This is a genomic window from Burkholderia sp. Ax-1724 (genome assembly GCF_011752995.1).
Lineage (GTDB): Bacteria > Pseudomonadota > Gammaproteobacteria > Burkholderiales > Burkholderiaceae > Paraburkholderia.
Genome location: NZ_VWWL01000002.1, coordinates 411,734 through 437,130, shown reverse-complemented (window position 1 = coordinate 437,130; position 25,397 = coordinate 411,734). Strand labels below are relative to the sequence as shown.

Genomic DNA, 25,397 nt, shown 5'->3' with positions numbered 1-25,397 from the left:
GGATAAATAGAATTAAGAATTCCATTCTGGCGCCCAGACGGGGGAGATTTTATTTCCGTCAGCGAGCATATTTCTGAAAATTGATATTGAATAATAGGTTAACGACTTAATTACGTAATCGTACTTCAAACCCAAAAAATGTGATAAGGACGTTTCAGTTGCCCCAGATTTCGCAAAAAGCACTTGTCGATACTGCCGAATGACCTCCCTCCGCCTGATCGGCGAAGGATGGGAATCATACCTTTCACAGACAGAGAACCCAGCAGCTGCTTCGATAAAAATATATAACATATCATACAAAGAAAAAAATACATCTGGCGCACTGAGCATTATTGCGCTGTTCGTATCTCCGAACCATCCATCCCGACCTTCCTTGGCCACGATATTCCATAGTAATGTCAAGCCGAGAATATCCGCCGCCAGCTCGTCGTCGGAAGCCGGGATAATAAGATCGGTTTCATGGCCATCGATCACTACCTCTTCTTGCTTTTCGCTCCGCGTTAAATCGCCGTGGAAAATATGCGCTATTTCATGGCCGACCAAGAATGTTTCCATGCCCTGTAGCAGCGTCCCTCCAGGAACTACGGTGAACTCGTTGCTTGGAATAAACCCCGTTCCGCTCAATGTTCCATTGAACACCAGTGCCGCAACAGTCGTAACAAATATGGCGCCGATATCTGCGCTTTCTCTTACGGTTTTGTCGACCAGGCCAGCTAGCTTTTGTGTCGCATCGGAAGCAGTGGCTTGATCAGAGGAAAGCGCTTGGTTGGCGATCTTATCGTACGCCTCCACGGGCATCCTCATGCAAATTTCATTCACTATTTTCGACATCTTATGCAAAAATAACGGCATGCCTTCTTGAAAAGCCATTACCGGCCGCCGATCAATGGGAGTGAGAAAGGCACATGCATTTGGAATCGGAACTGGCAGGAAACAAAAGTCTAAGTAATTCTCAGCCGATCCGAGAAATGCATTATTTTTAACAATAATTTCTATTATTCGTGTGAAAACCGCGTGAAGCTCTGGATCACCCAAGGACCAATCGGTAAGCTCATCAATATTTTCCTCTACATGTTTGCGATAAGCAGATAATAGTTTTTTAAATGAGTTTTTATATTTTAATGTAACGCTCGCACCGAGTGATCGTAGATGGTATTTTCCTGTGTAACTGTGAGCACCTAATTGCTTCGCAGTGGTTCTATCAATGTTTTCCAAAACGGCTTTTTTGTCAGATGTAACAATCTCATAATAGTCTCGATATTTAGGGTCATTTTTGTACCACGCAACCAATTCCAACAGGAACTCTCTGGCATCACTCATTGCGATTTCTTCTTCGGTATCAAGGTCACCTGGATCGTCGACTGGATCGACGAACCGCCTTTCAGAAGAGAAAGTAATGCGATTTCGCCGGTTGCAGTGATGGCTAGAGAAAGAGTTATCTTTTCAATTTCAACGGAGGACAGATTTTCAGATGCGAGTATCAAAGGATCTGATATCTCCTTGATCGCCTGATTGATTCGTCTGCCCAGTTCACCCGCGTCGATATTAATTAGACTTGGAGGAAGAGAAATTCCTCCTGGTAAAGCCGACCTTACATCTTGTGAACCGCCATCAACAATAACCTTCATAACGCAAGCCTCACGATTGAAACAAACGTTATAGAGCCATCTAAGACAAAATTGCTAGCTTCGGAGTTGGTCGTGACGCGACGAGGAGTCAATCGCCAACGTTTCGCTGTACGCTTGCCGTGCGATCGACTGGCCGACGCGCTTGCTATAAAGACACACTAGAGCAAATTCTCTCGCGGCTATGTGGTCAACCTCACATTTACTTGGCGGGCCGCACCCTGGATTTGCCCCTGTACCTCCGGACACCGCCTCACACTTGAGTTGATGAATCGGTCCTGCGCCTGAACTCGCGTGGCGAGCGGTACTTCAGCGCGCTGTGAGGATGATGTTCGTTATAGTGGTCAAACGCGACGGCAAGATTGCGCGCCGCAGTCGCTGCATCGGGCTTCGGCATGAAGGCGACATAGTCACGCTTCATCGTCTTTACGAAGCGCTCCGCCATTCCGTTACTTTGCGGGCTGCAGACCGGTGTGGTCAACGGCTTTAGCCCGATGGACGACGCGAAGCTTCTGGTCCTGTGCGCCGTGTAGCCTGAGCCGTTATCTGTCAGCCACTTGATTTCAGCCGGCGTCTTCAAGACATTTCCAAATCGGTTCTCGACGGCTGCGAGCATTACATCGCGCACCACATCGCCACTGTGACCGCCTGTCGTCGCCGCCCAGCTCATCGCTTCACGGTCACAGCAGTCCAGAGCGAACGTCACGCGCAATGGCTCACCGTTGTCGCAGTGAAACTCAAAGCCATCAGAACACCAGCGCTGGTTGCGCTTCGCGACCGCGACCTTGCCATCGTGCCGACGCTGCGGCCGTGGTGGCGAAGGTCTGCGTTGCAGCAGCAAGCTGTGAACGCGCATCACCCGATACACGCGTTTGGCGTTCACTGGAGCGATACCCCGGCGCTCCCTTTCACGGCGCAACATGCCCCAGACCCGGCGATATCCGTAGCTCGGCAGGTCAGTGACGGTCAGCCGAATCTCTTCGACCAGGCCGGCATCGTCCGTCTGCCTGGCGCTGCGTCCATCCTGCCAGTCATCCGGACGCGCCAGCCTTGCTGCCACGTTTGAGCGCGCTACACCGAGAACGTCGCAGACCCGCTTCACTGCTCGTCCCCCGGCAATGAGGGCGAGCGCGCAATCCATTTTCGCGACTTCGCCACCTCCACCGCCTCACGAAGAATCTCGTTCTCCATGGTTTTCTTTCCCAGCAAGCGCTGCAGTTCCCTGATTTGCTTCAGTGCATCGCTCAACCCGGAAGCGGGCACCACTTCCTCGCCGGCGCTAACTGCTGACAAACTGCCGTCCTGATACAGCTTGCGCCAGTGAAACAGCTGATTCGGATTGACGCCATGCTGGCGTGCAACCATCGAGACCGACTTGCCCGGCTCGAAACTCTCTCTCACCATCGCCAGCTTTTCATCGGCTGACCATCTCCGCTGGCGCTCCGGCCCCGTCAACACTTCCATCACTTCCTGTTTGTTGTTAGTCAGAATCTATGGTCGCCCCCATTTTTGCAATGCTGGGTTCAACGATGTTTCGGGCTTGCTCAAATCTATTCGGCGTCTTCGTTGAGGTTTTTTCCTCAGCGCCACGATGAGAGTCGCGCCTGACGATCCTAAAAAACACATCGGCTTTTGGAGCCTTCGTGACTATCGGGTTGTTCGTTCAGGCCGGTATGCCGTTCACGTCATCAATTTCCAGCGATCGCAAAACCAGATGGTTGGTAAAACGCTATTGAGTTTGTTCAACCCTTCTGTAATTGGTATCCAGCCGTTTCGAAAACCGTGTGTCGTGCAGCTATCGCCCATGCGATCCTCGCCAGCTTGTTGGCCAGCGCACAGGCCACAACGCTCGAGTGTCGTCGAGCGAGTAGCGTGCGTACCCAATCCGCCAGAGGGCCAGCCCTCCTTGCGACGTCGCGCATATAAGAACGGGCACACTGTACGAGCAAGCGCCTGATGTTCTTGTCCCCTCGCTTGCTAATGCCGAGCAGATTCGCCTTTCCACCTGTACTGTGCTGACGCGGAACAAGGCCAATTGAAGCAGCGAAGTCTCGACTGCTCCGGTACTGTTTCCCGTCTCCGACCTCGCTTGATAGCACGCTTGCAGTGATTGGGCCGACACCGGGGATGGTCAAAAGCCGCTGCCCGAGATCATCTTCGCCCAACTGGCAAACCAGATCCTTGTCGAGTTCCGCAATCTGTTCGTCGAGATACTTGTAGTGGGCGTGAAGCCGTTCAAGCAGCACCACGAGGCGGGGAGGAAGTGAGTATTGCGCGATGATTGCTGGCAGTCGCTTCAGCACGGTGCAGCCTACCGGCAGACTGATACCGAATTCCAGGAGAATTCCGTGAACCTGGTTTCCAGTGCATACGCGCTCACGCACGAATGATTCTCGAACTCGATGGAGTGCCGAAAGTGTCTGCTGAGGTTCGGTTCGAGGTGTAACGAATCGCATGGACGGGCGCGAGGCAGCTTCGCAGATCGCCTCGGCATCGGCGAAATCGTTTTTATTGCTTTTGACGAATGGCCGAACGAGGTGTGGCGCAATCAGCCGGACTTGATGGCCGAAACCAGCCAACGTGCGAGCCATGAAATGCGCGCCGGCGCACGCCTCCATAGCAATCGTGCACGCAGGAAAGTTCACGAACAGCTCAACGAGTTGTCGGCGTGTTACCTTCCGGCGAAAGATCTCTTTGCCCTTTCGGTCTTGGGCATGCAGATGGAATGAATGCTTACCAAGATCGATTCCGACAAGCGTTACTTCTTCCATGATGGTTCCCCTTGGTGATTGCCTCCATAGCGTACTCTTGCCGGGGAGGCGGGGGCGACCATCCCATTAACACAGTCGTATGCCTACCCGCTATTTTAAGGGGGAGACCATGTCCGGTGATTCAGGGGGCCGTTCCAAGCAAGCTGAAAGCTCGTGCTAAAAGCGGTGCTGAATCCCCAATTCGACGCTGGTGATAGCCATACCGTTTGCTGGAAGCCCTTGACTGTTATATGCAGTTTCGCTAGGCCACAGCCCGAACGCTGTGCCGGCGCTGTTATGCATATGCGCGTATGACGCAAAGAGCACCGTTCTCTTCGAAAGAGGGTAGTAATAACCTACCGCTAATACCGATGCCCCTGACGATTCGGTATGTGCTATGGTCCGCCATTCATAGGACGATTTAATTACTGAAAGTCCGATCGGAATCGTTACGCCCACCATGTACGCGTCGAGCGTATTTTGCGTCTGTAGCCTGTTTTGCAGGAAGTAGCCAAAGAGCTTCACGATATTGAAGTCATAGGACGCTCCCATCGTGTACGTTGTGTTGGATAGGGTCGCCAAAGTTGTACTCGCCACACTACCCGCAACTCTTGCATTCTCGTAACTACCTCCCACGAACAGCGGCCCATGCCGATAGTCAAAGCTGGCCGAGGTCATTTCTCCAAGATTGGTCGGAGCACTCGCACTTCCACTCGGCGCATACATAAGCCGTATCGTAAGCCCCCCGAGCAGCACCGGGGAAATGTACTGGATAGCGTTATTTTGGGTCGGAATAAAACCCCGGATCGGGTTGCGCGGCGGAATCTGTTGCGTCAGATTATAGATTGCACCGTTTTGCGCGCGACCGAATGGATCTGCTGCGTAGGTGAGCCAGAGCGCCGGCGTATACTGCCGACCAAACTGGAGAGTGCCAAGGGTGTTCTTCGCCAATCCAACATAAGATTCCGTGGCAAAAAAAACGTTGGGAACCTGACTCTGCCCGTTCGCGAGAGATGTCCAAGTTTCGAGTTTGAATGTAGCCGCAAGACCGCCACCCAAATCCTCTGTTCCTCTAAAGCCGACAAAAGAACTCTCGTTCGTCAGGAAAACGCCGTTGGAAGATGGTTTTGACGAGGTTCCAGAAAAGTGATTAAAATCAACCGCTGACTGAAGAATACCATAAAGCGTAACGCTACTTTGAGCATGTGCCACCAACGGCACAGTCATAGCCAGTGATACCATTCCTATCTTTGCACAATATTTTGCATTCTTCATAAATCGCCCTCCACTCCTTTTTAATAGATTTTTCTTTTTTTAGGTTACTCACAAATCGCCATCGTATTCGGCTTCACTTCTTAATAAAAATACTAAGCATTACTTAATTATTTTTCGATGCAATAGTCATGATCAGTTTTTGACCATGCCATAACTCGCACATATCTCTGCATCTGAGATTAAAAATCTTACCGGCACTTCAACTATGCTCGGCCTCTGCTACGCAGCCGATCAATTTGAAACCAAGTAGCAGAGTTCAAATCAAGCCGCCTGATGCGAACAGGCGGACTTCTGGTGATTCGCTCGTCAGACCTCGGCCGTCCCGCGGCGTTGTTCAGCTTCAATTATCGACTGGATCATCCGCCGGGCGCGGATCGGACCTGCGTCCGTCTTCAGTGCAACCGGAAAGCTGCTGGCGGCGTTCCCATGCATTGCTTGTTGCTGAATCTCCAGAATTTCCGCGTCTTCATCGAAAGTATTACTCGACTGCTGTCGAATATATTCGGTAAGCTCGCTATCTTCGCGCAGGTATTGACGAGCGACACCCCAAAAATAATGAGAGGTAGTTGGCGTTTCGGGCGTGACAAGGTGCATCACTCGACGCTCAAGAGCATCCGTTTTAGTTCCCGTCACGGGGTACGAGCCATTTTCGATCACATGGAAACCCGGCGGCCGAAAGATAGTCGTATGCCAGCGGTTGATGTTAGTTTCGAAGCCAGTGGCACGCTTATAGAACGGAGGCGGCTCGCAATTTTCAATATCCCGATGGACGCGGACTTCACCGTCCGTCGACGTCGTGGTAACAGGCGCCTCCGCTACCGCCTCATTGCCAATCGTACGTTCGTGAACGTAGGCTTCGTGAGAGAGATCGAGCAGGTTATCGTTCATGAACTGGTAATTGGCCTTAACCAGGTGATAGCCATTACACGCCGCCCACTCCTCGTCCTTCATCCAGTGGAAATCCGGGATCTTCTCCACGTCCGCTGGCTCATCACCCATCCACACCCAAACCATCCCGAAGCGCTCCACGACCGGAAAAGCACGAACCTTCGCCTGTGACGGAATGTGAGCCTGACAGGGGATATGTACGCAGCTCCCATCCGATGCGATACGGATACCATGATATGTGCAGCGCACCGCGTCGCCGGTCAACGTACCCTTGGAAAGAGGAATACCTCGATGCGGGCATCGGTCTTCGAGCGCAACGGCAGTGCCGGCCTCTGTGCGGAAAAACACCAGCTTCTGCTCGATAATTTGTCGAGCAACCAATTCTCGGGACAGCTCATTCTCGAATGCTGCTACATACCATGCATTTTTGATCCACATCTCTACACCTGTCTTTCGATTGGCATCGCGCAAACCGCTATGCCGAGAGTTAAAAGAATCTCATTCGCGAGTCAGATCAAGACCTGCTCGAGAGTTTGCGGCGCAAAAAGTTCGTCGATTCGCAACTGTCGTGGCGACAACCCCTGCTGGTGGTGATAACGAAGGAAGGCATTAAGCGTTGCCTCGTTTCCGGAGACACCGTATCGCCAAAAATCCTGCCCCATCGCTGCGACCGCATCCGTGTAGTCGCTTGCTAGCCAAGGAAGCGATACTTTTAGAGCACCCACCTCCGACAGCTCATTAAGCGCATGATTTTTGGCCTGAAGAAATGCTTTGAATACACTTGCAGGCAACCATGGATACTGTTCGACCAATTCGTTCCGGATACCGAGTACATGCATGATGGGAAAAATACCGGTTCGACGGAAATAGTCCTGTTCTACCCGCCTGAAGTCCGGGAAGAGTCGGGCGATGGACGGATGCCCCTCGGCAAAGAGACGAGGCGCGCGCGGAGCCACCAATGCATCAATGCGACCATCGAGCAGCCACTGGCTTAGCGTCTCGTCAGTTGGGATAGGCGCGAGTTCCACTCCGGGTGGTAGCGAAATGGATACTTTCTCGTGACGGCCTGGTTGCTCGACACCACCGCTATACCAGTGGATGTGGGCTGCCGAGACCCCATATTCGTCTTCGAGAATACCTCTAACCCAGACAGGAGCCGTCAACTGATATTCCGGCACACCCACCTTGCGTCCCTTCAGATCGGCGGGTTCCTTGATACCCGCCCCAGTACGAACATAGATAGCAGAGTGGCGAAACATTCGCGACATAAATACAGGTATTGCGACATACGGGGAAATACCTTTGGCACGCAATACCGTATAACTGCTCAACGAAAGTTCCGCCACATCGAATTCCTTCGAGCGCAATGCACGAAAAAACGTCTCTTCGACTGGAAGATTAAAAAACGTCGGCGAACAACCTTCAATACGGACAGTGGAGCCGAACAGCGCACTCGTGCGATCGTAATCCCAGCAGGCGACCGTAAGCGGTAAAGTCATTGGTTCCTCGACCTGTTTATCAAAACGTAGTAGTGGCGTAAGGCAACCTCGCGCCTTCCTTAATGGCCGTCAGCGGCAACTACGCGCTCCGAAGTCGGTTGATTGCCCGTTGGATTGCCTTTTGCTCGACGAACCCAGCCAAGCAGAGCGACAGCGATCGCCGCCAACACCAACGGAAAAGCTGCGGCCACAAAGATCTGTGAGATCGACCATTTCGCGGCCACCAGCAGCCCGGTAGCAGTTGCTCCAACAATGGAGCCGATGCGGCCAAAAGCCAAGGTCCAACTTACGCCCGTTGCCCGACTAGCAGTCGGATAAAAGCTGGCAGCCAGAATGTTCGTACCCGTGGTCGTTCCACCAGTGCCAACGCCGATCACAAACAGCGTCAGATAGGCGAGGATCGGCGCGCCAATCATATTGCCGAAAGATACGAGTGCCGCGCACGCAGCTATAAACGCTGCACACAGCACGAGCTGCGGGTTGCAACGATCCATTAACAAGCCCAGCAAAATGGCCCCAAACGTATTACCGAACAGATAGCAGGAAGTCATCGTGGCAGCCGTGCTGAGCGATGCGCCAGATTCATGAATCAGGACAGGCAGCCAGCTACTCAGAAAATAGACGACAAGTAGCGCACCAAATGCGGTGATCCACAGTAACAACGTCCCGCTTACTAAACCTCCGCGAAATAGTTGCGTGACCGGAAATCCCTTAGGAGCGTGCTCTGTGCAAACGAGCCGCACACCCTGAAGCGACACATCCGGAAAAACGGCAGACATCGTTTGGCGAACCTCTACGTCTGGAGTGCCTCGCGCGATCTGATATCGCACCGATTCCGGTAGCCAACGAACCAGCACTGGTGCCAGTATGAGCGGAAGCATACCTCCCACCACAAACATCGAAGGCCACCCGTAAGCCTGAATCGCCTGCGCCGCAAACAGACCTGCTACGGCACCACCGACTGCTAGTCCACAGCCGATCGGTGCAACCAGACTGGCACGCAATCGCGTTGGGCTGTACTCCACTGCCAGCGTATAGGCGTTCGGCATGGCACCGCCCAACCCAAGACCAGTCACGAAACGCAACGCTATCAATGCGATCAGCGAAGGGGCAAACGCAGATGCAAACGACGCCACGCCGAACAGGATGACGGACCAGATAAGCGTCACGCGCCGCCCGACGCGATCTGCAATCGGGCCGAAGACGAATGAACCTACAGTCAGGCCCAGGAGACCTACACCGAAGAGCGGGCCAAGCTGCGCGGGCTGTACTCCCCAGTGGGCTCGAAGTTGTGGTGCCACGTAACCGACGACGACAGTATCGTAGCCATCGAGAATCAGGATCAGCAGGCAAAGACAAAACAATCGGATTTGCCGGAATCCAATCCGTCGCTCATCCACGAACCGCTGTACATCTATTGTTTCCTCTGCGAGGCTCACTACCGTCTCCTTTTCTTTATCGAATTCCCTACGCAAAAAAATCCGCTATATGTCAAGCACCAAAACATCGGATACCGCTCTTGAGCAGCAGGGTAAGATCTGATCATTCACTGCCTTTTCGTTTTCCATCAGGTACGCGTCCCGATGTTCCGGGATACCGTCCAACACTCTGGTCAGGCATGTTCCGCACACACCCTGTTCGCACGAGACTGGAATCTCCACACCGATTCGGGCCAATGCCTTCACAATGGATTCCTCTGGCATTACTGTCACGCTCGCACCAGATCTGGCCAGCCTAACGGTAAAGGGACTGCCACCTGTATCGGTACCTGTTTGCGGTAGGCCAAAGTGTTCCCGGTGCACGTTGTTGGCGTTCCAGCCGAACGTTTTCGCTGCATCAAGGACCGCGGCGATGAAACCGGAGGGGCCGCAGACGTAGAGATGTGCACCCTGCTCCGGCTGACCGAGAACTTGCTCGAAATTGATGCGGGTTCCCTCCGCGTCGAGATAAAGGTGCGCGCGATCTGCAAGCCCGAGCGCTTCCAAATCGTCACGTAGTGCCATCCGAGCTGTATCTCGCGCACAGTAGTGGAGTTCAAATGATGCGTCATCTTCGTGGAGCTGATACACCATGCTCAAGATAGGTGTAATTCCGATGCCCCCTGCGACAAGCACCGAGCGTGTGGCCCCATCGACCAGAGAAAAATGGTTGCGGGGCTCGCTGATCTCAACGATATCTCCCTCATCGATCGTGTGCATCGCGACTGAACCACCTCGGGACTGTGGATCCTGAAGAACAGCGATCACATACTGGTGACGCTCTCGGGGAGCGTTGCATAGCGAATATTGACGAACGAGACCCGGACGGATAAACACGTCGATGTGTGCGCCAGCTGTGAACGGCGGTAATGGAGCGCCATCCACGCGCTCCAGTTCGAACCGGCAGATACCCTCGGCCGCACGCTGCTTCTTGATGACCTTGACTTTAAACATCCTGCTACCCTTCTACCCTGTGTCGATCGCGTTCGTAAACGCGTTGCGATGTACTGAGCGATTGGCGTGTTTCCACGTCTTTACGCTGCCGCCAGCACTCCGTGAGGATCAATGACAAACTTGCGGGGAACACCGGAATCGAATTGTGCGTAGCCGGTCGGAGCGTCGTCGAGCGAGATCACCTGAACGTTCACAACGTCCGCGATGTTGATCCGATCCCAGAGAATTGCTTGCATGAGATTGCGGTTGTATTTCATGACAGGAGTCTGGCCGGTAAAGAAACTGTGCGACTTCGCCCAACCAAGCCCAAACCTGACGGACAGGCTGCCGCGTCTAGCAGCTTCGTCCACTGCACCTGGGTCGTCAGTCACGTACAAGCCAGGAATGCCGATACTGCCTGCCACCGAGGTAACATCCATCAGCGCATTCAACACTGTGGCTGGCGCTTCCTGTTGTGAGCCATTGTGCCCGTGCCCCCGCGCTTCAAAACCAACGCAATCGATGGCGCAATCGACTTCGGGCACACCAAGGATCTCTTCGACCTGTTCAAGCAAGGTCGCATCCTGAGACAGATCGACAACTTCAAAGCCAACCTTGTGTGCGTGAGCAAGCCGGTCCTTGTTCACATCACCCACGATGACAGCAGCAGCCCCCAACAGGCGAGCAGACGCCGCAGCGGCAAGCCCGACCGGACCGGCACCAGCGATATACACCGTTGCCCCCGGTTTCACACCGGCTGTCACCGCGCCGTGATACCCCGTAGGCAGAATGTCGGACAGACACGTCAGGTCCCGGATCTTGGCAAGCGCAGCGTCCCGATCCGGAAATTTGAGGAGATTGAAATCAGCATACGGCACCATGACATATTCGGCCTGCCCACCAATCCACCCTCCCATGTCTACATACCCATATGCACCGCCTGGGCGGCCAGGATTCACGCTGAGGCAGACCCCGGTGTTTTGCCCCTTACACATTGGACAACGCCCACATGCGACATTGAACGGAACAGAGACGAGGTCACCGAGAGAAAGTGTCGTAACGTCGGACCCAAGTTCAATTACCTCGCCGGTGATCTCATGTCCTAGCACCAACCCGCGCGGAGCAGTAGTTCGTCCGCGCACCATATGCTGATCGGAACCACAGATGTTCGTGGACACAACGCGCAGGATTACGCCATGGTTCGCCTTGCGCCCGGCAGGATCAACGAGCTTCGGGAAATCGATATTGGCCACCTCCACTTTCCCCGGCTCAACATAAACGACACCTCGGTTGGAACTCATCATTCATCCTCATGTAGCTCTGGACTCCGGCAACAAAACGACCGCGCGTCTATCAGCGATTATTTTGGTAGGAATCCAAATTAATATTCAAGATAGTCTGGATAAGCCACTCAGACACCATACTTCGGTACGACGGACGAGTACAGTTAGGCGTTGGCGCTAGCCTGTTGGGACAGATGGTCTACGATCCGCTTCACGCGATTCGCCGCTGCGTCAACGTGAATGTCGATATTTCGATGGCTCGGAAATCGGCCTAGGCTGCGATGCTGCGCTTCCACGACGGTCTTGTCTTCCATAAACGTATGTGCAGTTTGCTCATACACCGCCTCGAGATTTGGATATTCTGAGGAAAACTCGTTGCTTGCGATCGTCCAGAAGTAATGCGTCGACGTTTCAGTTTCGGGCGTAATTCCATGAAACCCACGCATGTGAAATCCGCCTCGGCTCTCGTCATCGAGAGATTCGGTTCCCACGTCGGCCGCACCCGTCCAGATTTTCAGGTAAGTCAGATCGAACTCGATCTCCTGCCACCGATCCACTTGCCCAGTAAAGGGCCATGCGTCGGTATACGTCTTGGGAGGGCGAGAGTCCCTCATCCAGCGCGTAACCTTGACGGTCTCACCCTGTTGCGCAACCCGCATCTCCGCTTCCATATGGGTCTTCGGGTCGCCGCCGATCGTCTGCGTATGCACGTAACCCAGATGGCTAAGGTCCATCAGGTTGTCGTGGATCAACTGATAGGGAGCTTGATAGTGGAAAGCATCACCCTTGAACTGATATCGCTGATCGGAATGCCACGGGTACGAGGGTGGCTCGGACGTTGGCAACTCGCCGCCTTCAGCGGACATCCAGATCCAGACAATCTGGTCCTTTTCGATCACGTCATATCGACGCACGCACGCTCGCGTCGGGATCGTCGGTTGACCGGGTATTTCGATACACTTACCCGTTCCATCGAAAAGCAAGCCGTGATATCCGCATCGGAGGCCGCCTTCCTCCACGGTGCCGAATGACAGCGGCAACGCTCGGTGACAGCATCGATCTTCTAGCGCAACCACCTTGCCATCGACCAGGCGAAACAGTACAACCGGTTGGTTCAAAAACGTCCGGGCGAGAGGTTTATCGGCGATCTCCCAAGCCAATCCCGCGACGTACCATTGATTCATCGGAAACACGATCTCTCCTTTGTTCAATCGTCATATTCAGCACACTCAATATGACGATCAGTATACTCACTATCATTCACTGTACAACGCCAATTGACTCAGGTTAAACCCTGATCCGATACTGGAAATTTGGGGACACAACAATGACCACGATAAGCGAAGACGATCTGCTTACAACCGACCTTTACGATCAGCCCGGCCACTTGGTACGGCGGGCACAACAAATTGCCGTCTCGATGTTTCATGCTGTGATCGGGACGCACGTCACCCCCGTGCAGTACGCCGTCTTGCGCATCCTTCAAGGTCATCCCAATATTGACCAGAATACGCTTGCAAGCCTATGCGCCCTTGACACGTCAACAACGGCGGCACTCGTGGCACGACTAGAGGAGCGAGGTTTACTCGAACGCTCAGTCAACCCCAAAAATCGGAAATTTCGCCTGGTGCGGCTCACCGAACTGGGCGCTGACCTGCTTCATGACCTCGTCCCAGCCGTACATGAATTACGCCGTCAAATGCTCGCTTCGTTCGCGCCCGATGAGCAGGATCAATTCATGACCTTGCTCAAGAAATTTGTTAAGTTGAATAACGAACAAAGTCGCGCACCCTTTCGAGGAAGAGCCGCGCTGGAATAGAAGACAACGGTTGAAACGCATCGCTGATCGCTTCGTGGATTGGTCGCAGTGATTGGCAGCAGATTGTTGATTTGCACGGAATTCTGACCCACAGGGGATGCGGACAAAATCTTGGACTACTTTGGAGGTAGTCCATGTATTCATACGAAGAGCGCGTTCGGGCGGTCGGGCTGTACCTGAAACTAGGGAAGCGCATCAAGGCGACAATCCGCCAGTTGGGCTACCCGACGAAGAATTCTCTCAAGGCGTGGTGTGAGGAATTCGAGAAGAGTGGCGATCTGCAGAAAGAGTATGTTCGCGTAAAGCCGAAGTACTCAGAAGAACAGAAGAACCTGGTACTCGAGCATTACATCAACCACGGGTGCTGCGTCAGCTTCACCCTCAGGACATTAGGCTATCCCTGTCACCAGATACTGACGGCGTGGGTTCGCGAGCGCTATCCGGAAACCAGGAAATGCGCGGTTGGCAAGACAGGCCGACCGGCCGTGTCATTGGCGTCCAGGCGGCTTGCGGTGTACGAACTGTGCACACGGCAAGGAAGTGCACGGGCGGTGGCGCGAAAGCTGGACGTCGACAGGGTGTCGCTGTACAACTGGAAAAACCAGTTACTCGGCCCAGAGGCCCCTGCATCCATGAAACGCGACAAGGGATCACCCGCAGAGACGGATCGGGACGAACTGGAGCGGCAGGTCGAAGGGCTCCGGCGCGACATTCGCAATCTGCAGCTTGAACACGACCTGTTGAAGAAGGCGAATGAACTCCTAAAAAAAGACCTGGGCGTCGACCTGCCACTCCTGAGCAACCGGGAGAAGACGACGCTGGTTGACGCCCTGAGAGAAGAATACGGTTTGACTGAGCTGCTTGAGCGGTTGGACCTGGCGCGCAGCTCCTATTTCTACCATCGGTCACCCATACGGGGCACCGACAAATATGCAGAAGTCCGTCGTACTGTTGCAGAGATCTTTGAGGACAATCACCGATCCTACGGCTACCGTCGGGTGCAAGCAGCACTCAGCAGACAACGGGTGTTCCTATCGGAAAAGGTCGTGCGTCGCCTCATGAAACAAGGCGGCCTCTACGCAGCCAGGCCCAAGCGGCGCCGGTATCGTTCTTATGTTGGGGAAATTAGCCCGGCCCCAGATAACACCATCAATCGCGATTTCCACGCTACGACCCCCAACGAAAAGTGGCTGACGGATATCTCCGAGTTCCAGATCCCGGCGGGGAAGGTATATCTATCGCCCATGGTCGACTGCTTCGATGGCATGGTAGTCAGCTGGTCGATTGGCACAAGCCCCGACGCAGCGCTCGTGAATACGATGTTAGATGCGGCTATCGAGACCGTGACCGAGGACGATGAAACGCCGATCGTGCATTCCGATAGAGGTGGCCACTACCGCTGGCCTGGCTGGCTGTCGCGAATTGCAAAGGCTAATCTGGTCCGATCCATGTCGCGTAAAGCCTGCTCACCAGACAACGCGGCCTGTGAGGGATTCTTCGGCAGGCTGAAGACCGAGATGTTCTATCCAGGGGACTGGCGTTCGACAACCATCGCGGAGTTCGTTGAAGCACTGAACGCCTATATTCGCTGGTACAACGAAAAACGGATCAAGAGCTCCCTTGGCTATCTCAGTCCCATTGAGTACCGTGAAAGCCTCGGATTAACGACGTAAATCAGTCCAAGAAAATGGCCGCATCCCCCCGATCAAGTGTTGCATTGCCGTCGTGCCAGTGGAACATCAATTCGGATCCGAAATCATTGCTTCGCGATCATGTCTTGAAGCACGCCATTCTGCGAAAACAGAACCGGCTTGCCGCCCGCATCGATCACGGCCGCGGTCAGCGTCGCGCGATCCGGACGCTGGGTGACCTCAAACGATGAGCCATCGGCACGTTGCTTCAGCACCAGACCGTCGAGCCCGACTCCAATCAGTCCATCGCCCGCAGCGACGATATCGGTGATCGAACTTTTTGCTCCCGACTTCAGCGGCACCCAGGTCGCCCCGCCATTACTACTTTGATACAGGCTGCCGAGCAGGCCGCCAACGACGATCCGGCCATCGGGCATCGCTACACCGCTCCACAACGAACCCTTGCCGCCCGTCGCCATGTAGGTCCAGTTCGCGCCGCCGTCGGTCGACTTCAGCACCGTCCCCTGCTCTGACGTAATGTAGAGCACGCCCTGTCGATCGGCGAAGATGTGGTACAGGTTGCGGTCCGCCTTGCCTCCGCCCGGCGGCTTTGCCACCGTCACCCTGGTCCACGTCTTGCCGGCGTCATGGGTCGCGAGCATCAGCGACCACAAGCCCACGGCGATACCGTCCTGAGCATTGGTGAAGCGCACTGAGAACAACGGCTGGTCGACCGAGATGTCCATCCGTTGCCTCTGCCACGTCTGGCCACCGTCACTGGTGGCCAGAATCACTCCCCACTGCCCCACTGCCCAGCCGTGCTGCGCATCGGCAAACGTCACCGCAGACAGCGTGGCCGAAACGGGCACCTGCTGCGACTGCCGCCACGTCTTTCCATCGTCATCCGAAATAACGATCACGCCGTGCTCGCCCACGGCCACGATGCGCTTGCCCGCATGCGTCACGTCCAGCAGCATCATGTGGGACGGTTCCGCCCACGCACGGGCGGGTTTCGCCGCCCAGTCCGTCACCGCGCCCTGTGACTCGGCGAAGGCCGCTGCGCTCACGCACAGCGCCAGGCACGTTACAAGAGTCCTGATCATGCTTTGCTTCCTTTGATTGCGTCTTCAGGCGTCAATGGCTGAACAAACCCGGCGCGCGGGCCGGCTTGCGGCGCGGAAACCAGCGCTCCAGCAACGAGGCCAACGCGGGCAGCGCCGTCATCGCCATCAGCAGATTGACGAGGAACATGAATGCGAGCAGCTTGCCCATGTCGGCCTGGAACTTCAGCGCCGAGAAGCTCCACGTCGCCACCCCGATCGCCAGCGTGATCGCCGTAAAGATCGTCGCCACCCCCACCTCCAGCATTGCGTGCTGCACCGCCTTTACGATGTTCTGGCCACCCGCCAGATGCACCTGCAGACGGTTGTAGATATAGAACGCATAGTCCACGCCGATCCCCACGGCCAGCACCATCACCGGTAGCGTCGCCACCGTCAGTCCGATCTGCAACTCCTTCATGAACCAGTAGCCGATAAAGGTCGCCACCGTCAGAGGCAGGCAGCACGCCAGCATCGCACGCCAGTCGCGATACGCCAGTAACACCAGCACCAGGATCGCCGCATACACGTACAACATCATCGGCAGCTCGCTCTTTGCCACTTCCTCATTGGTCGCCGCCAGCACACCCACATTGCCCGCAGCCAGCCTCACCGTGATGCCTGCGAACGGATGCGCTGCGCGATATGCCTTCACATCGTCCAGAATCCGGTTAATCGTCGTCGCCTTGTGATCCGAGAGGAACAGGTGTACTGCCGTCATGGAGCAGTCCGCCTTCATGAAGCCCTTCACACGACCGACGTCGACCGATACCGCTCCGTAGTTTTCCGGATCGATCGGCACCACGCTCATCTTCGGATAGTCCTCGTTATATCCCTGGTTGTAGCGGCGCAGCATTCCCGAGTAAGACTGCACTGACACTACACCCGGTTCCGACTGCATCGTGCTGGCAAAGTCGTCTTCGTACAGGCCCACCGCCGGGTTGTCACAGGCCTTACCCGTCGACTCGATGGCCACCGTAAGCCAGTCGAGGCCGATGTCGTAGCTGGAGGAGATCGAGGTCGCATCGCGGTTGAACTGCGCATCCGCGCGCAGCTCGGGCGCGCCCGGCTGCAAGGTGCCGATCACGCGGTCACGGCTTTGCCAAGCAGCCAGCCCAAGCACGACAACTGTCAGGGCCAACGTGAGGCTCGCGAACTTCGGCTCGGCCACACGCGCCAGCACGCGCAGCGGCTTTGCGCGCTGCTGCGCACGCCTGAGCGCGTTGTCGGCATAGCTCTTCGTGAAGTTGAAGCACGACGCCGCCACCGGCAGCAGGATCAGGTTCGTCACGATCTTGTACGCGACGCCAAGCGACGCGGTGATCGCGAGCTCGCGCACCATCGGGATCGGGATCAGCAGCAGCGTGATGAACGACACGAATGCCGTCACCAGCGCCAGCACGCCCGGAATCAACAGGCCGCTGAAGCTGTGGCGTGCCGCGTCGTACGAGCTGTTGCCGTGCGCGATCTCCCGCACGATGTAATTCACCTGCTGCACGCCGTGCGAGACGCCAATGGCGAACACGAGGAATGGCACTAGCACCGCGAGCGGATCGAGCCCGAAACCCAGCAGCTTCAGCGTCCCGAACTGCCAGACCAGCGAAGTCAGCGAGCACGAAACCAGCAGCGCCGTGAAGCGAAGCGAATGGCAGTACCAGTAAACGGCGAGCGCGGTCAACAGCAGAGCGACGCAGCAGAAGCCGAGCACGGCGGTCGCACCATCGGCGATGTCTCCAATCTGTTTGGCGAAGCCGATAATCTGGATGTCGTAGCCGGCGTCCTCGAACGGCTTGCGGATCTGCGCCTCGAGCAGGTGGTTGAACGCCACGTAGTCGAGCACCTTGCCGTTACGGTCGCGCTCGTTGAGCTCGGCCGTGATCATCGCGCTGTCTTCGTTGTGCGAAACGAGCGTGCCGACATAGCCCCCGAGCGTCGTCGCACGGCGGATCTTCGCAACAATGTCGGGCGTGAGCTGGTCGGGCGTGATGGTACCGGAGATGATCGGCTCCGCACGAAACCCCTCAGCCGTGATTTCATTCACGTAGGCGTTCGGCGTCCATAGCGATTGCACGCCAATACGGTCCACGTTCGGCAGGTACGTGACGGCCTGGGTCACCCTGTACAGCCGCGTGAGCCCCTCCTTCGTCCAGATCGGGCCTTTGCGTGCACGCACCACGACGGTGATCCGGTTCGCGCCGAGCAGGTCGTTCCGGTACTTCTGGAACGTCTGGATGTACTCGTGTCCAATCGGCATCTGCTTTTCGAAACCCGCATCCATGCGCAACTGCACGGCGAAAACCGCCATGACGGCCGTAAACACGCCGATCGCCACGAGCACACTCACACGATGACCGAAGAAAAATCTTTCCAGACCACTGACCAGACGATTTAGCACGGCGTTATCCCTTCAAGTATTCCGACGGCGCACAGCGTGCACCTTCTCTCACAGGCTAACCTGTCAGAAATTCCGGGTGACAAACATCCCGACGAAATTGCGATCTGCGTAGGGCTGACCGACCGTCTGGTGCCCCCCGAAGAACAACGTGTAATTGATGCCCGCCTGCCAGACGGTTGGATTCTGGTTGAACAGCACGTACAGGTTCAGCGACTTCGCGCCCTGCAGGTAGTTCGCGACGAGCGTTGGCGTATAGCCATAAAGCGCGTCGGCGAACGTCACGCCAGGCGTCACCTGCCAGCCATGGATCAGGGTGCCGTCATAGGTCCAGTTGAAATCGACCGTCGCGCCCACGGAACTCGATGTACCCTGTGCCATCGCGATCGGATAGCCCGCATCGGAGTTATTGTTCAGCCACGGCAGATAACCTGCCTGGGGCACCTGCGTCACGGTCTGTCCGTTGACCGTGCGCGTGACGCCGCTCGAACTCACGCCGGGGTAGTAGATCCAGGTGAGTTCCCATGTCAGCGCCGCCGCATCCGCGCCGATCAGCTTGAGAAACGGATACTCGCTGCGTGTCAGGGCCAGAATGCCGTTGATGTCGTACTGGAATTTCTTCTTGTCAGCCCATTGCTGGCAATTGACGCCGGCTACGCCGTTGGTGTTCGCATCCAGCGGGCCACCCGCGCCATAGCAGCTCGATAACGCTACCGCGTCATGAGGTCGATATGACAATTCTGTGCCGATTGCCCAGTTACCCACCCCGAAATTCGCACTCACGCCAAAAAGCTGGCGGTTCTCCAGATACGACCACTGCCCCGTTCCGTTTGCCAGCGATGAAAGAACCGGTGACTTGTCGGTATAGTTTTCGTAATAGAACGCAAAGTTCGCGTCGAACGAGCGCGGCGAATAGTTGAACTTCAGGCCGAACTGCGGCTTGTATTTTGACGGCGCCTGCCAGTTCACCGGAATGCCGATAACGTTATCGGGCAGTCCAGCAAATGCCCCATTGACGAGCCCGGTGTTGATGCCGTTGATCACGTCCTGGTTGCCGCTGTTTGCCCCGGCGATCGTCCCCGCACTGGGACCGGCCACGTTAAAGTTGTTCGTGTTGACCGTGAGCGGTTCCGCGCCGCGACCCAGGACGTTCGTGGTGGACCAGAACGATCCGACCGGCGGGAGACGGTTCCCATTCCACTGGAACTGGTAGTAATCCTCAGTACTGAAGCCATGGCCCAAATCCGCGGCAAAGCTCACCATGGGTGCGGGCAGCAGCGCCTGCTTCAACTGCGAACCCGGAATCAGCAACTTCTGGATATCGAGCGAGTTGGTGGCGTTGATGCCGCCCTGCGCGAAGATGCTCTCGCCCCAGTTGATCACCTGGTTGCCCAGTCGCACGTGAGCGGCTCCGTTGTTGATCGTGAAATCCTTCTCGGCCCACAGGTCGAGCAGTTGCGCATTGTAGACAACCTGCGCCGAAGCGGTGCTCGAGAGTGGTGTGCGGTTCGTGTCGCCCGCGAGAAAGTCGTACATGCCCGTGCCACGGACCATGAACTTGAGCCCGGCGCTGGGCATCTTCAGCAGCAGTTCGCTCGTGGCGCTGACGTAGGTGCTGAACGGCTGGCCCTTGCGGTAGTTCAGGTCACCATTGTCACCGAAGCCCCACTGGTTGACGTTCGCCTCCGCGCCGCAACCGAACGCGTTCGGATCGCCCGTGAGCGAACAACTCGGGCTTTTGGTCCGGATCGCCGCACCTGCGGTAAGGTTGGTCACCCACGAACCGGTAAGATCGTTAAGCCCCGTCGTGAATTCATAGCCGTAGGCACTGGAGGTCGCTACGCCCAGAATGGCCAGCGAAATCGCCGTACGTTTCCCATTGATCATCGTTCTCATGTTCGTCTCCTGCCGTCTCCCTTGACGCCGGCGCGCGTGGTCGTGCGCGTGCAGCTCCCCTCTCGTACCTGCGCCAGATATCGGCGCTCGCTCACCGACTTCAGCGATTCCGCCGCTAAGAAGTCCGACTTCAAGCGCAGATTGTCGACCTGCTGGTATCAGCAAATGTCCTTGCCCTGCCCAACGAACGATCCGTCGAACACGTAACGCCCGTCATTCAGTTCGTACTGGGCAAGTGGCCCGCTATTGCGAGCGCCGTGCAGTTTTCACCCATGCCGCTCGATGGAATCGCGCATACTCAATCTGTGTCACCGTTCTCCGGCCATCAGTGATACGCTTCATTTAACTTTGCATTCCTACATGTATTATCAGAACTCTGCTTCGTAAACTACTCTGGACCGACCGACAAGCACCCCACCCCGCGATGCACGCGCGTCGCGCAAATTCGGAGCTCCAGTGCTATCGAGTTAGCCTTGTGGCCGTTATTCCCCACCTTAACTGCCCCTTGCCACCAAATCGAACTGGGGGCGTGAATCCATATAGCTATATCTCGATACGGGAAAGCCGCTGCTGAAGGCTACGCTCTGCACGCCGAACACGTTGTATCAAAGACCATCAATTGCACCTTAATGACCTAATAGTAGCGCCGTCACGACCTACCAACAAGGCAAAAAAAATAGGGAAAACACTGACTGACGAAGACGCTCCCACGCCTCTGCCCCCACTTCAGGACATAGCCGGTTTCTCAAGGGATTAAGTCTTCCCCATCAAGGGACGAATTCATGGTTGACGGATTAGGTCACAACAGGGATCACTTGGAAGCTGCTGACCGGTCCTCAGCCATGTCAAACTGGAACCGCTCGTTTGATGAAGGTTGGAAGAAGTTGCGGCAGCGCAGATTCCTGTGGCGTTTCCTGAAACGCCTGCAAGGACACAGTAACCACGGGTGCTCAAACCCGGCACGAGGGTGGAAGCGAAACGTGTCGCACAGGTTCACATGAGACGCCCAATGTCTGCCACGCCTGTTAACGGAACACTGACCTATGATTGTTAATAAGCGGGCGGATCATTTTTAAAGGAAAAAGACAAGGTAATCTCCTGCCTCCGTGGACCACGTCGTTGACGTCTCAATCGTCATTCTTTCGACGACTCAAAAGAACTCTCCTGCAGAATACGATTCGTAGCCTCGACAAGCGGCGTATCGATTCCACGTAGGTACTTACGCATTCCTTGCTTGGCTCCATGACGAATCGCCGACCCATCAACTAACCCGATTAGGAGAACAGCGATATGTTGACTTTGCTCCATTCCGCATCTCGCATCGGCCTTAGGAACAAGCTGTGCCAATGTCGACGTAAGCGAGTCATGCCATTCTGTAAGTACATGTCTTACTGTCCGATTCGATGCCGGCATGCTGTAACGCTGCGCAATCAAGCCTTTTTGCTATAGGCACTGCACCAACCGTTGCCCGCGACCGGCTTACCGCCGAACATGGGGCAAGGGGCGAACGCATCCTGAGGTTTGCCCTGATAGAACGCGCAAATTGCTGCAGACCTGGCCCATCACGTACCTCGCATACTTTGCTTTGTCGACCTTGGTCGCATCGGTCCTGTAACCGAGCGCGAGCGCCGTCGAATCGACTTCCGACACCTTGGCCACATCGGCAAAAGCAAGGCGCGAAAGCGCGAACCCCGTCGCGATGCTGGCGGTTTCGATCATAAAATGCGGCGGGAAGTTCTCATGCAAATACTCTTCTATTGTGGAATTGGCGTGCCACCAAGGCACAGCGGCCTCAAAATACTATGGACTACGAATTATGTTTTCCTGGCACAAAGTGACCCGACAATTCGCTTTGGATTTCAAAACGCCCTCAACGCCCTGCCTCGGCAAGGAGTGCGCCTTACCCAGCAAACCCCGGAACCGTTTCGGTGTAGGTCCGCGAGCGGCGCAACAACTGCCAGCCGAACCACAGCATCCACAGCGGCAAGACGAGTACAACGACCGCCTCGCTTGCATTTGAAAGTGCATCGAATTCCGGGAAAAAACCAAACAGGAAGAAAGCTCCGAAAGCCCACCCGACGATCTTCAGGAGAATCGATCCCCTCCAACCCGCCCTCTTGAGCAGGTTGGCCGCAATCGGTGTCCAGAACAGCACGAGTGGACCTTCAATCCACCACAATCCGTTTTGAGTCGCATTGGCTATCGCCGTCCATACCGCTGCCGCTGCGCTTCTCGTGGCGTCGTCCCCACCCGCATACAGATGTGCGAGTGGATGGATGATCGCGAACTGCATGACCGCGCCTGTCACACCCACCACGACGTACAGCACGACGGCGAACGCCACCATGTTGCCGAGCGCGCCTAGCTCCTCACGGAATACATGCACGAAATAGCCACCGATGGCGAGGAAGGGCAGATAGAAGCCGAGCGTGTCGGCAACCATGCACCAGCGGAACAGATCACGGGCATCTGACGGCAGCACCAACATCGATGCGCCATGCAGCACCATATCCGTGTCCGAGCCTGTTACCGCCGCCGACAGCCCGACGTTCGCGTAGGCAAGAAGACCGCCGATAATGGCACTCCAGGCCGTGAAGCGCATTACGTTGCGCGAGGTCTGATTCATCATAGTCTCCGATGCGAATTGATTTCGATTCTTCACTTCGTGTCCGGCTTGAGGCTTGCGAGATAGCTGGCGACAGCCGCCCGGTCCTCCGACGACATAGCCGCAGCAAGGCTCTTCATGGTGCCCGTGGGTTCGGTACGCGCGCCGTCGGCAAAGGCGTTGAGTTGTTTCACCAGGTAGTCGTACCCTTGGCCCGCGAGACGCGGAAACTGGTCGTGACCCATCAACGCGGCACCATGACATGCCACGCAGGCACTGGCCTTGACCAGTTGCTCGCCTTTTGCCCGCAGGTGCGGATCGGGGTGGAAGTAGCGATTTTCGACGGGAATCTGCCGGGCGTAGTAATCGGCGACCAGCTTGATCTCGCTTGCACCCAGAGTCATCGCGAGCGGCCCCATGTTCGGATCACTCCGTTGGCTGCTGGCAAAATTGCGCAGTTGGGTTGCTACGTAGAGCGTCGGCTGCCCGGCAAGGCTCGGATAGCCCTGAGCGAGCGAATTACCCTTCACGCCATGGCAGCCCATACAGACATCGGTCAGATGCGGCCATGCCCCTCCGTCGGCAAGATAGGCCTTGGTCGAACTCGCAACATGGTTCTGCAGCCGATAGAGATCGAGAAAATCGCGGCCAAAAACGACCAGTAGCAAGGCAATGACCACGGGAACGGCAACCAGCAGAATTTTTTTCTTCACTATTGTTCTCCTACGCCCGACGCAATGCATTGAGCGCCTGCAACGCACCGTGATGGCCGGAGCGAACCGCGCCATCCATGTAGCCGGCCCAGATGTTTGCCGTTTCGGTGCCCGACCAGATCAGGTTCCCACATGACGGGCGCAATGCTTCACCATGCTCGCTCCAGAAGCCTGGGGGAATGGCGGAAACGCAGGTGATCGTCCATGGATCAACGCGACCCCAATCGTGGTCGTGGTAAGCCACGGGAGTCAGAGCCTCGCTGCCCAACGCCTGAGCATAGATTTCCGTCTGTATCCGCTTGGCCTCCTGCAGGTCGGAAGGCAGCAGCGCACCCATAGTGAAGGCATTGATGACGCCAATCTCGCCACCCGGCGGCGAGTTGTCGAAGGCCCAGATAATTGGACCGTTCATCTGGAAAATGTGACCGTTCAAGCCCTTATCGCGCCAGAAGGGGCGACGATAGACCGTCGCCGTCTTGCGCGCCGGCGAATGCCCCGGCCAGGCGCACTGCAATGCCGCGCGCTTTTCCGGCAGGGGTGGATCGAATTGCACCTGATGGCACAAGGCCGGATGAATGGCCATGATGACCTTACGTGCGCGCACCACCCCATGGTCCGTGTGCAGCGTGACGACCTCGCCGTCCCAACCGGAAATCTGGCGCACGGGTGTGGACAGACGCACCTTGTCGCCCAGTTGTTGCGCCATCTTCTTGCTGAGAATCTGCGAGCCGCCGATAAACCGTGTTTCCTGCGCGCTGTGCTTGATCTCGTCGAGCTGCGAGAAGTCGCAATCCGCCGAATTGACCATGGAAAGGAAATGCAGCAGCCCCATCTTCGCAGGCATGGCACCGCCGGAAAGTATCGACGAACCGTTCCAGCCCATCTGGTCTTCAGGCTTGATGTTCTGCTTTGCCAGCCAGTCACCCATTGAAAGCTTATCGAACTCCGCAACCCTAGGTGAGGTCCAGGGCGCCCCCGAAGGCACATCACGCGACAACGCACTCAGCTTGGCGCCGATGGTCTCGTCCGTGCCGAAGGTTCCTTTCAAGTCCACCTCCACACGTCCATCACCGCCAAGAATGACGGTCTTTCCGTCGTAGTAGGTAGGAAACGTGTCAACCCCGAGCTCGCGCGCCAGATCCGCCACCGCGGTCTGCCCCGGCCCGATCCATTGGCCGCCGACTTCCGAGACGAACCCGCCCGGACCAGGCACTTCGTAGTTGTACGTCCGGCCGCCTACACGATCCCGTGCTTCGAGGACGACGAAGGATTCGCAGCCTGCCCCGCGAAGGTCTCGCGCAGCGGTCAGTCCAGCCAGCCCGGCGCCGATGATGGCGACATCGAGAACGTCCCCTGAGCCTTGAGCGGTCGCGGCGGCATACGATTCCCGGGCTCCCATGGCGAGCGTTCCGACGGCTGCCGAAGCGCCGGCATACTTGAGCCATTGCCTGCGCTGCAAGTTGGCAGAGCCTTTGGGTGAAGATATTTTTGTCATAGTGCCTCTATCTAC

General features: G+C 56.1%; 19 protein-coding genes and 1 pseudogene. 2 read left to right on the top strand and 18 right to left on the bottom strand.

The window, feature by feature from the left end; all coding sequences use genetic code 11:
* Nucleotides 1–12: 12 nt before the first annotated feature.
* The 11 genes from F3J19_RS03970 to F3J19_RS03920 form a co-directional block, all read right to left on the bottom strand.
* Nucleotides 13–1,320 carry a hypothetical protein gene (locus F3J19_RS03970; RefSeq protein WP_167037917.1) on the bottom strand — a complete coding sequence of 436 codons (1,308 nt, stop codon included), beginning with the start codon at nt 1,318–1,320 and terminating at the stop codon, nt 13–15.
* Nucleotides 1,317–1,628 carry a hypothetical protein gene (locus F3J19_RS03965; protein ID WP_167037914.1) on the bottom strand — a complete coding sequence of 104 codons (312 nt, stop codon included), beginning with the start codon at nt 1,626–1,628 and terminating at the stop codon, nt 1,317–1,319. The genes F3J19_RS03970 and F3J19_RS03965 overlap by 4 nt, the downstream gene beginning before the upstream one ends.
* A 250-nt stretch (nt 1,629–1,878) precedes the next feature.
* A protein-coding gene (locus F3J19_RS03960; RefSeq protein WP_167037911.1) for an IS3 family transposase occupies nt 1,879–3,089 on the bottom strand; the annotation gives its coding sequence in 2 pieces (ribosomal slippage) (nt 1,879–2,783 and nt 2,783–3,089; 1,212 coding nt in all).
* Between the two features lie 278 nt (nt 3,090–3,367).
* A complete protein-coding gene (locus F3J19_RS03955; protein ID WP_167037908.1) occupies nt 3,368–4,396 on the bottom strand; it encodes an IS110 family transposase in 1,029 nt (342 codons plus the stop codon).
* Between the two features lie 156 nt (nt 4,397–4,552).
* On the bottom strand, nt 4,553–5,650 hold the full coding sequence (locus tag F3J19_RS03950) for a porin (protein WP_167037905.1): 1,098 nt from the start codon (nt 5,648–5,650) through the stop codon (nt 4,553–4,555).
* Between the two features lie 306 nt (nt 5,651–5,956).
* Complete coding sequence (locus tag F3J19_RS03945) at nt 5,957–6,976, bottom strand: aromatic ring-hydroxylating dioxygenase subunit alpha (RefSeq protein WP_167037902.1); 1,020 nt, start codon at nt 6,974–6,976, stop codon at nt 5,957–5,959.
* Nucleotides 6,977–7,047: 71 nt separating this feature from the next.
* Entirely contained in the window at nt 7,048–8,037 is a 990-nt protein-coding gene (locus F3J19_RS03940; RefSeq protein ID WP_167037899.1) for an ABC transporter substrate-binding protein, read from the bottom strand.
* Between the two features lie 59 nt (nt 8,038–8,096).
* Nucleotides 8,097–9,476: an MFS transporter gene (locus tag F3J19_RS03935; RefSeq protein ID WP_167037896.1), complete on the bottom strand. Its 1,380-nt coding sequence runs from the start codon at nt 9,474–9,476 to the stop codon at nt 8,097–8,099.
* A 45-nt stretch (nt 9,477–9,521) separates the two neighbouring features.
* Nucleotides 9,522–10,469, bottom strand: coding sequence for a PDR/VanB family oxidoreductase (locus F3J19_RS03930; protein ID WP_167037893.1), 948 nt, complete (start codon nt 10,467–10,469; stop codon nt 9,522–9,524).
* Nucleotides 10,470–10,549: 80 nt separating this feature from the next.
* Nucleotides 10,550–11,749: a formaldehyde dehydrogenase, glutathione-independent gene (gene fdhA, locus F3J19_RS03925; protein ID WP_167038033.1), complete on the bottom strand. Its 1,200-nt coding sequence runs from the start codon at nt 11,747–11,749 to the stop codon at nt 10,550–10,552.
* A 146-nt stretch (nt 11,750–11,895) separates the two neighbouring features.
* Nucleotides 11,896–12,915, bottom strand: a complete 1,020-nt coding sequence (locus tag F3J19_RS03920; RefSeq protein WP_167038030.1) for an aromatic ring-hydroxylating dioxygenase subunit alpha — start codon at nt 12,913–12,915, stop codon at nt 11,896–11,898.
* A gap of 143 nt (nt 12,916–13,058) precedes the next feature.
* Here F3J19_RS03920 and F3J19_RS03915 point away from each other — a divergent pair, with 143 nt between their 5' ends.
* Both F3J19_RS03915 and F3J19_RS03910 read left to right on the top strand, forming a co-directional pair.
* Nucleotides 13,059–13,550 carry a MarR family transcriptional regulator gene (locus F3J19_RS03915; protein ID WP_167037890.1) on the top strand — a complete coding sequence of 164 codons (492 nt, stop codon included), beginning with the start codon at nt 13,059–13,061 and terminating at the stop codon, nt 13,548–13,550.
* A 134-nt stretch (nt 13,551–13,684) separates the two neighbouring features.
* Complete coding sequence (locus tag F3J19_RS03910; RefSeq protein ID WP_167037888.1) at nt 13,685–15,223, top strand: IS3 family transposase; 1,539 nt, start codon at nt 13,685–13,687, stop codon at nt 15,221–15,223.
* A gap of 83 nt (nt 15,224–15,306) precedes the next feature.
* Here the strand turns inward: F3J19_RS03910 and F3J19_RS03905 are convergent, their stop codons facing one another.
* From F3J19_RS03905 to F3J19_RS03875, 7 genes and pseudogenes are all read right to left on the bottom strand, one after another.
* On the bottom strand, nt 15,307–16,284 hold the full coding sequence (locus F3J19_RS03905) for a YCF48-related protein (protein ID WP_167037885.1): 978 nt from the start codon (nt 16,282–16,284) through the stop codon (nt 15,307–15,309).
* A 31-nt stretch (nt 16,285–16,315) separates the two neighbouring features.
* Nucleotides 16,316–18,676 carry an efflux RND transporter permease subunit gene (locus F3J19_RS03900; protein WP_167037882.1) on the bottom strand — a complete coding sequence of 787 codons (2,361 nt, stop codon included), beginning with the start codon at nt 18,674–18,676 and terminating at the stop codon, nt 16,316–16,318.
* Nucleotides 18,677–18,739: 63 nt separating this feature from the next.
* Entirely contained in the window at nt 18,740–20,569 is a 1,830-nt protein-coding gene (locus tag F3J19_RS03895; protein WP_167037879.1) for a DUF1302 domain-containing protein, read from the bottom strand.
* A 1,430-nt stretch (nt 20,570–21,999) separates the two neighbouring features.
* Nucleotides 22,000–22,288, bottom strand: a pseudogene (locus F3J19_RS03890) (high-potential iron-sulfur protein).
* 181 nt (nt 22,289–22,469) lie between these two features.
* Nucleotides 22,470–23,198 carry a hypothetical protein gene (locus F3J19_RS03885; RefSeq protein ID WP_167037875.1) on the bottom strand — a complete coding sequence of 243 codons (729 nt, stop codon included), beginning with the start codon at nt 23,196–23,198 and terminating at the stop codon, nt 22,470–22,472.
* A gap of 29 nt (nt 23,199–23,227) precedes the next feature.
* Nucleotides 23,228–23,887: a c-type cytochrome gene (locus F3J19_RS03880; protein WP_206001058.1), complete on the bottom strand. Its 660-nt coding sequence runs from the start codon at nt 23,885–23,887 to the stop codon at nt 23,228–23,230.
* Between the two features lie 10 nt (nt 23,888–23,897).
* Nucleotides 23,898–25,382: an FAD-dependent oxidoreductase gene (locus F3J19_RS03875; RefSeq protein WP_167037868.1), complete on the bottom strand. Its 1,485-nt coding sequence runs from the start codon at nt 25,380–25,382 to the stop codon at nt 23,898–23,900.
* Nucleotides 25,383–25,397 lie beyond the last annotated feature (15 nt).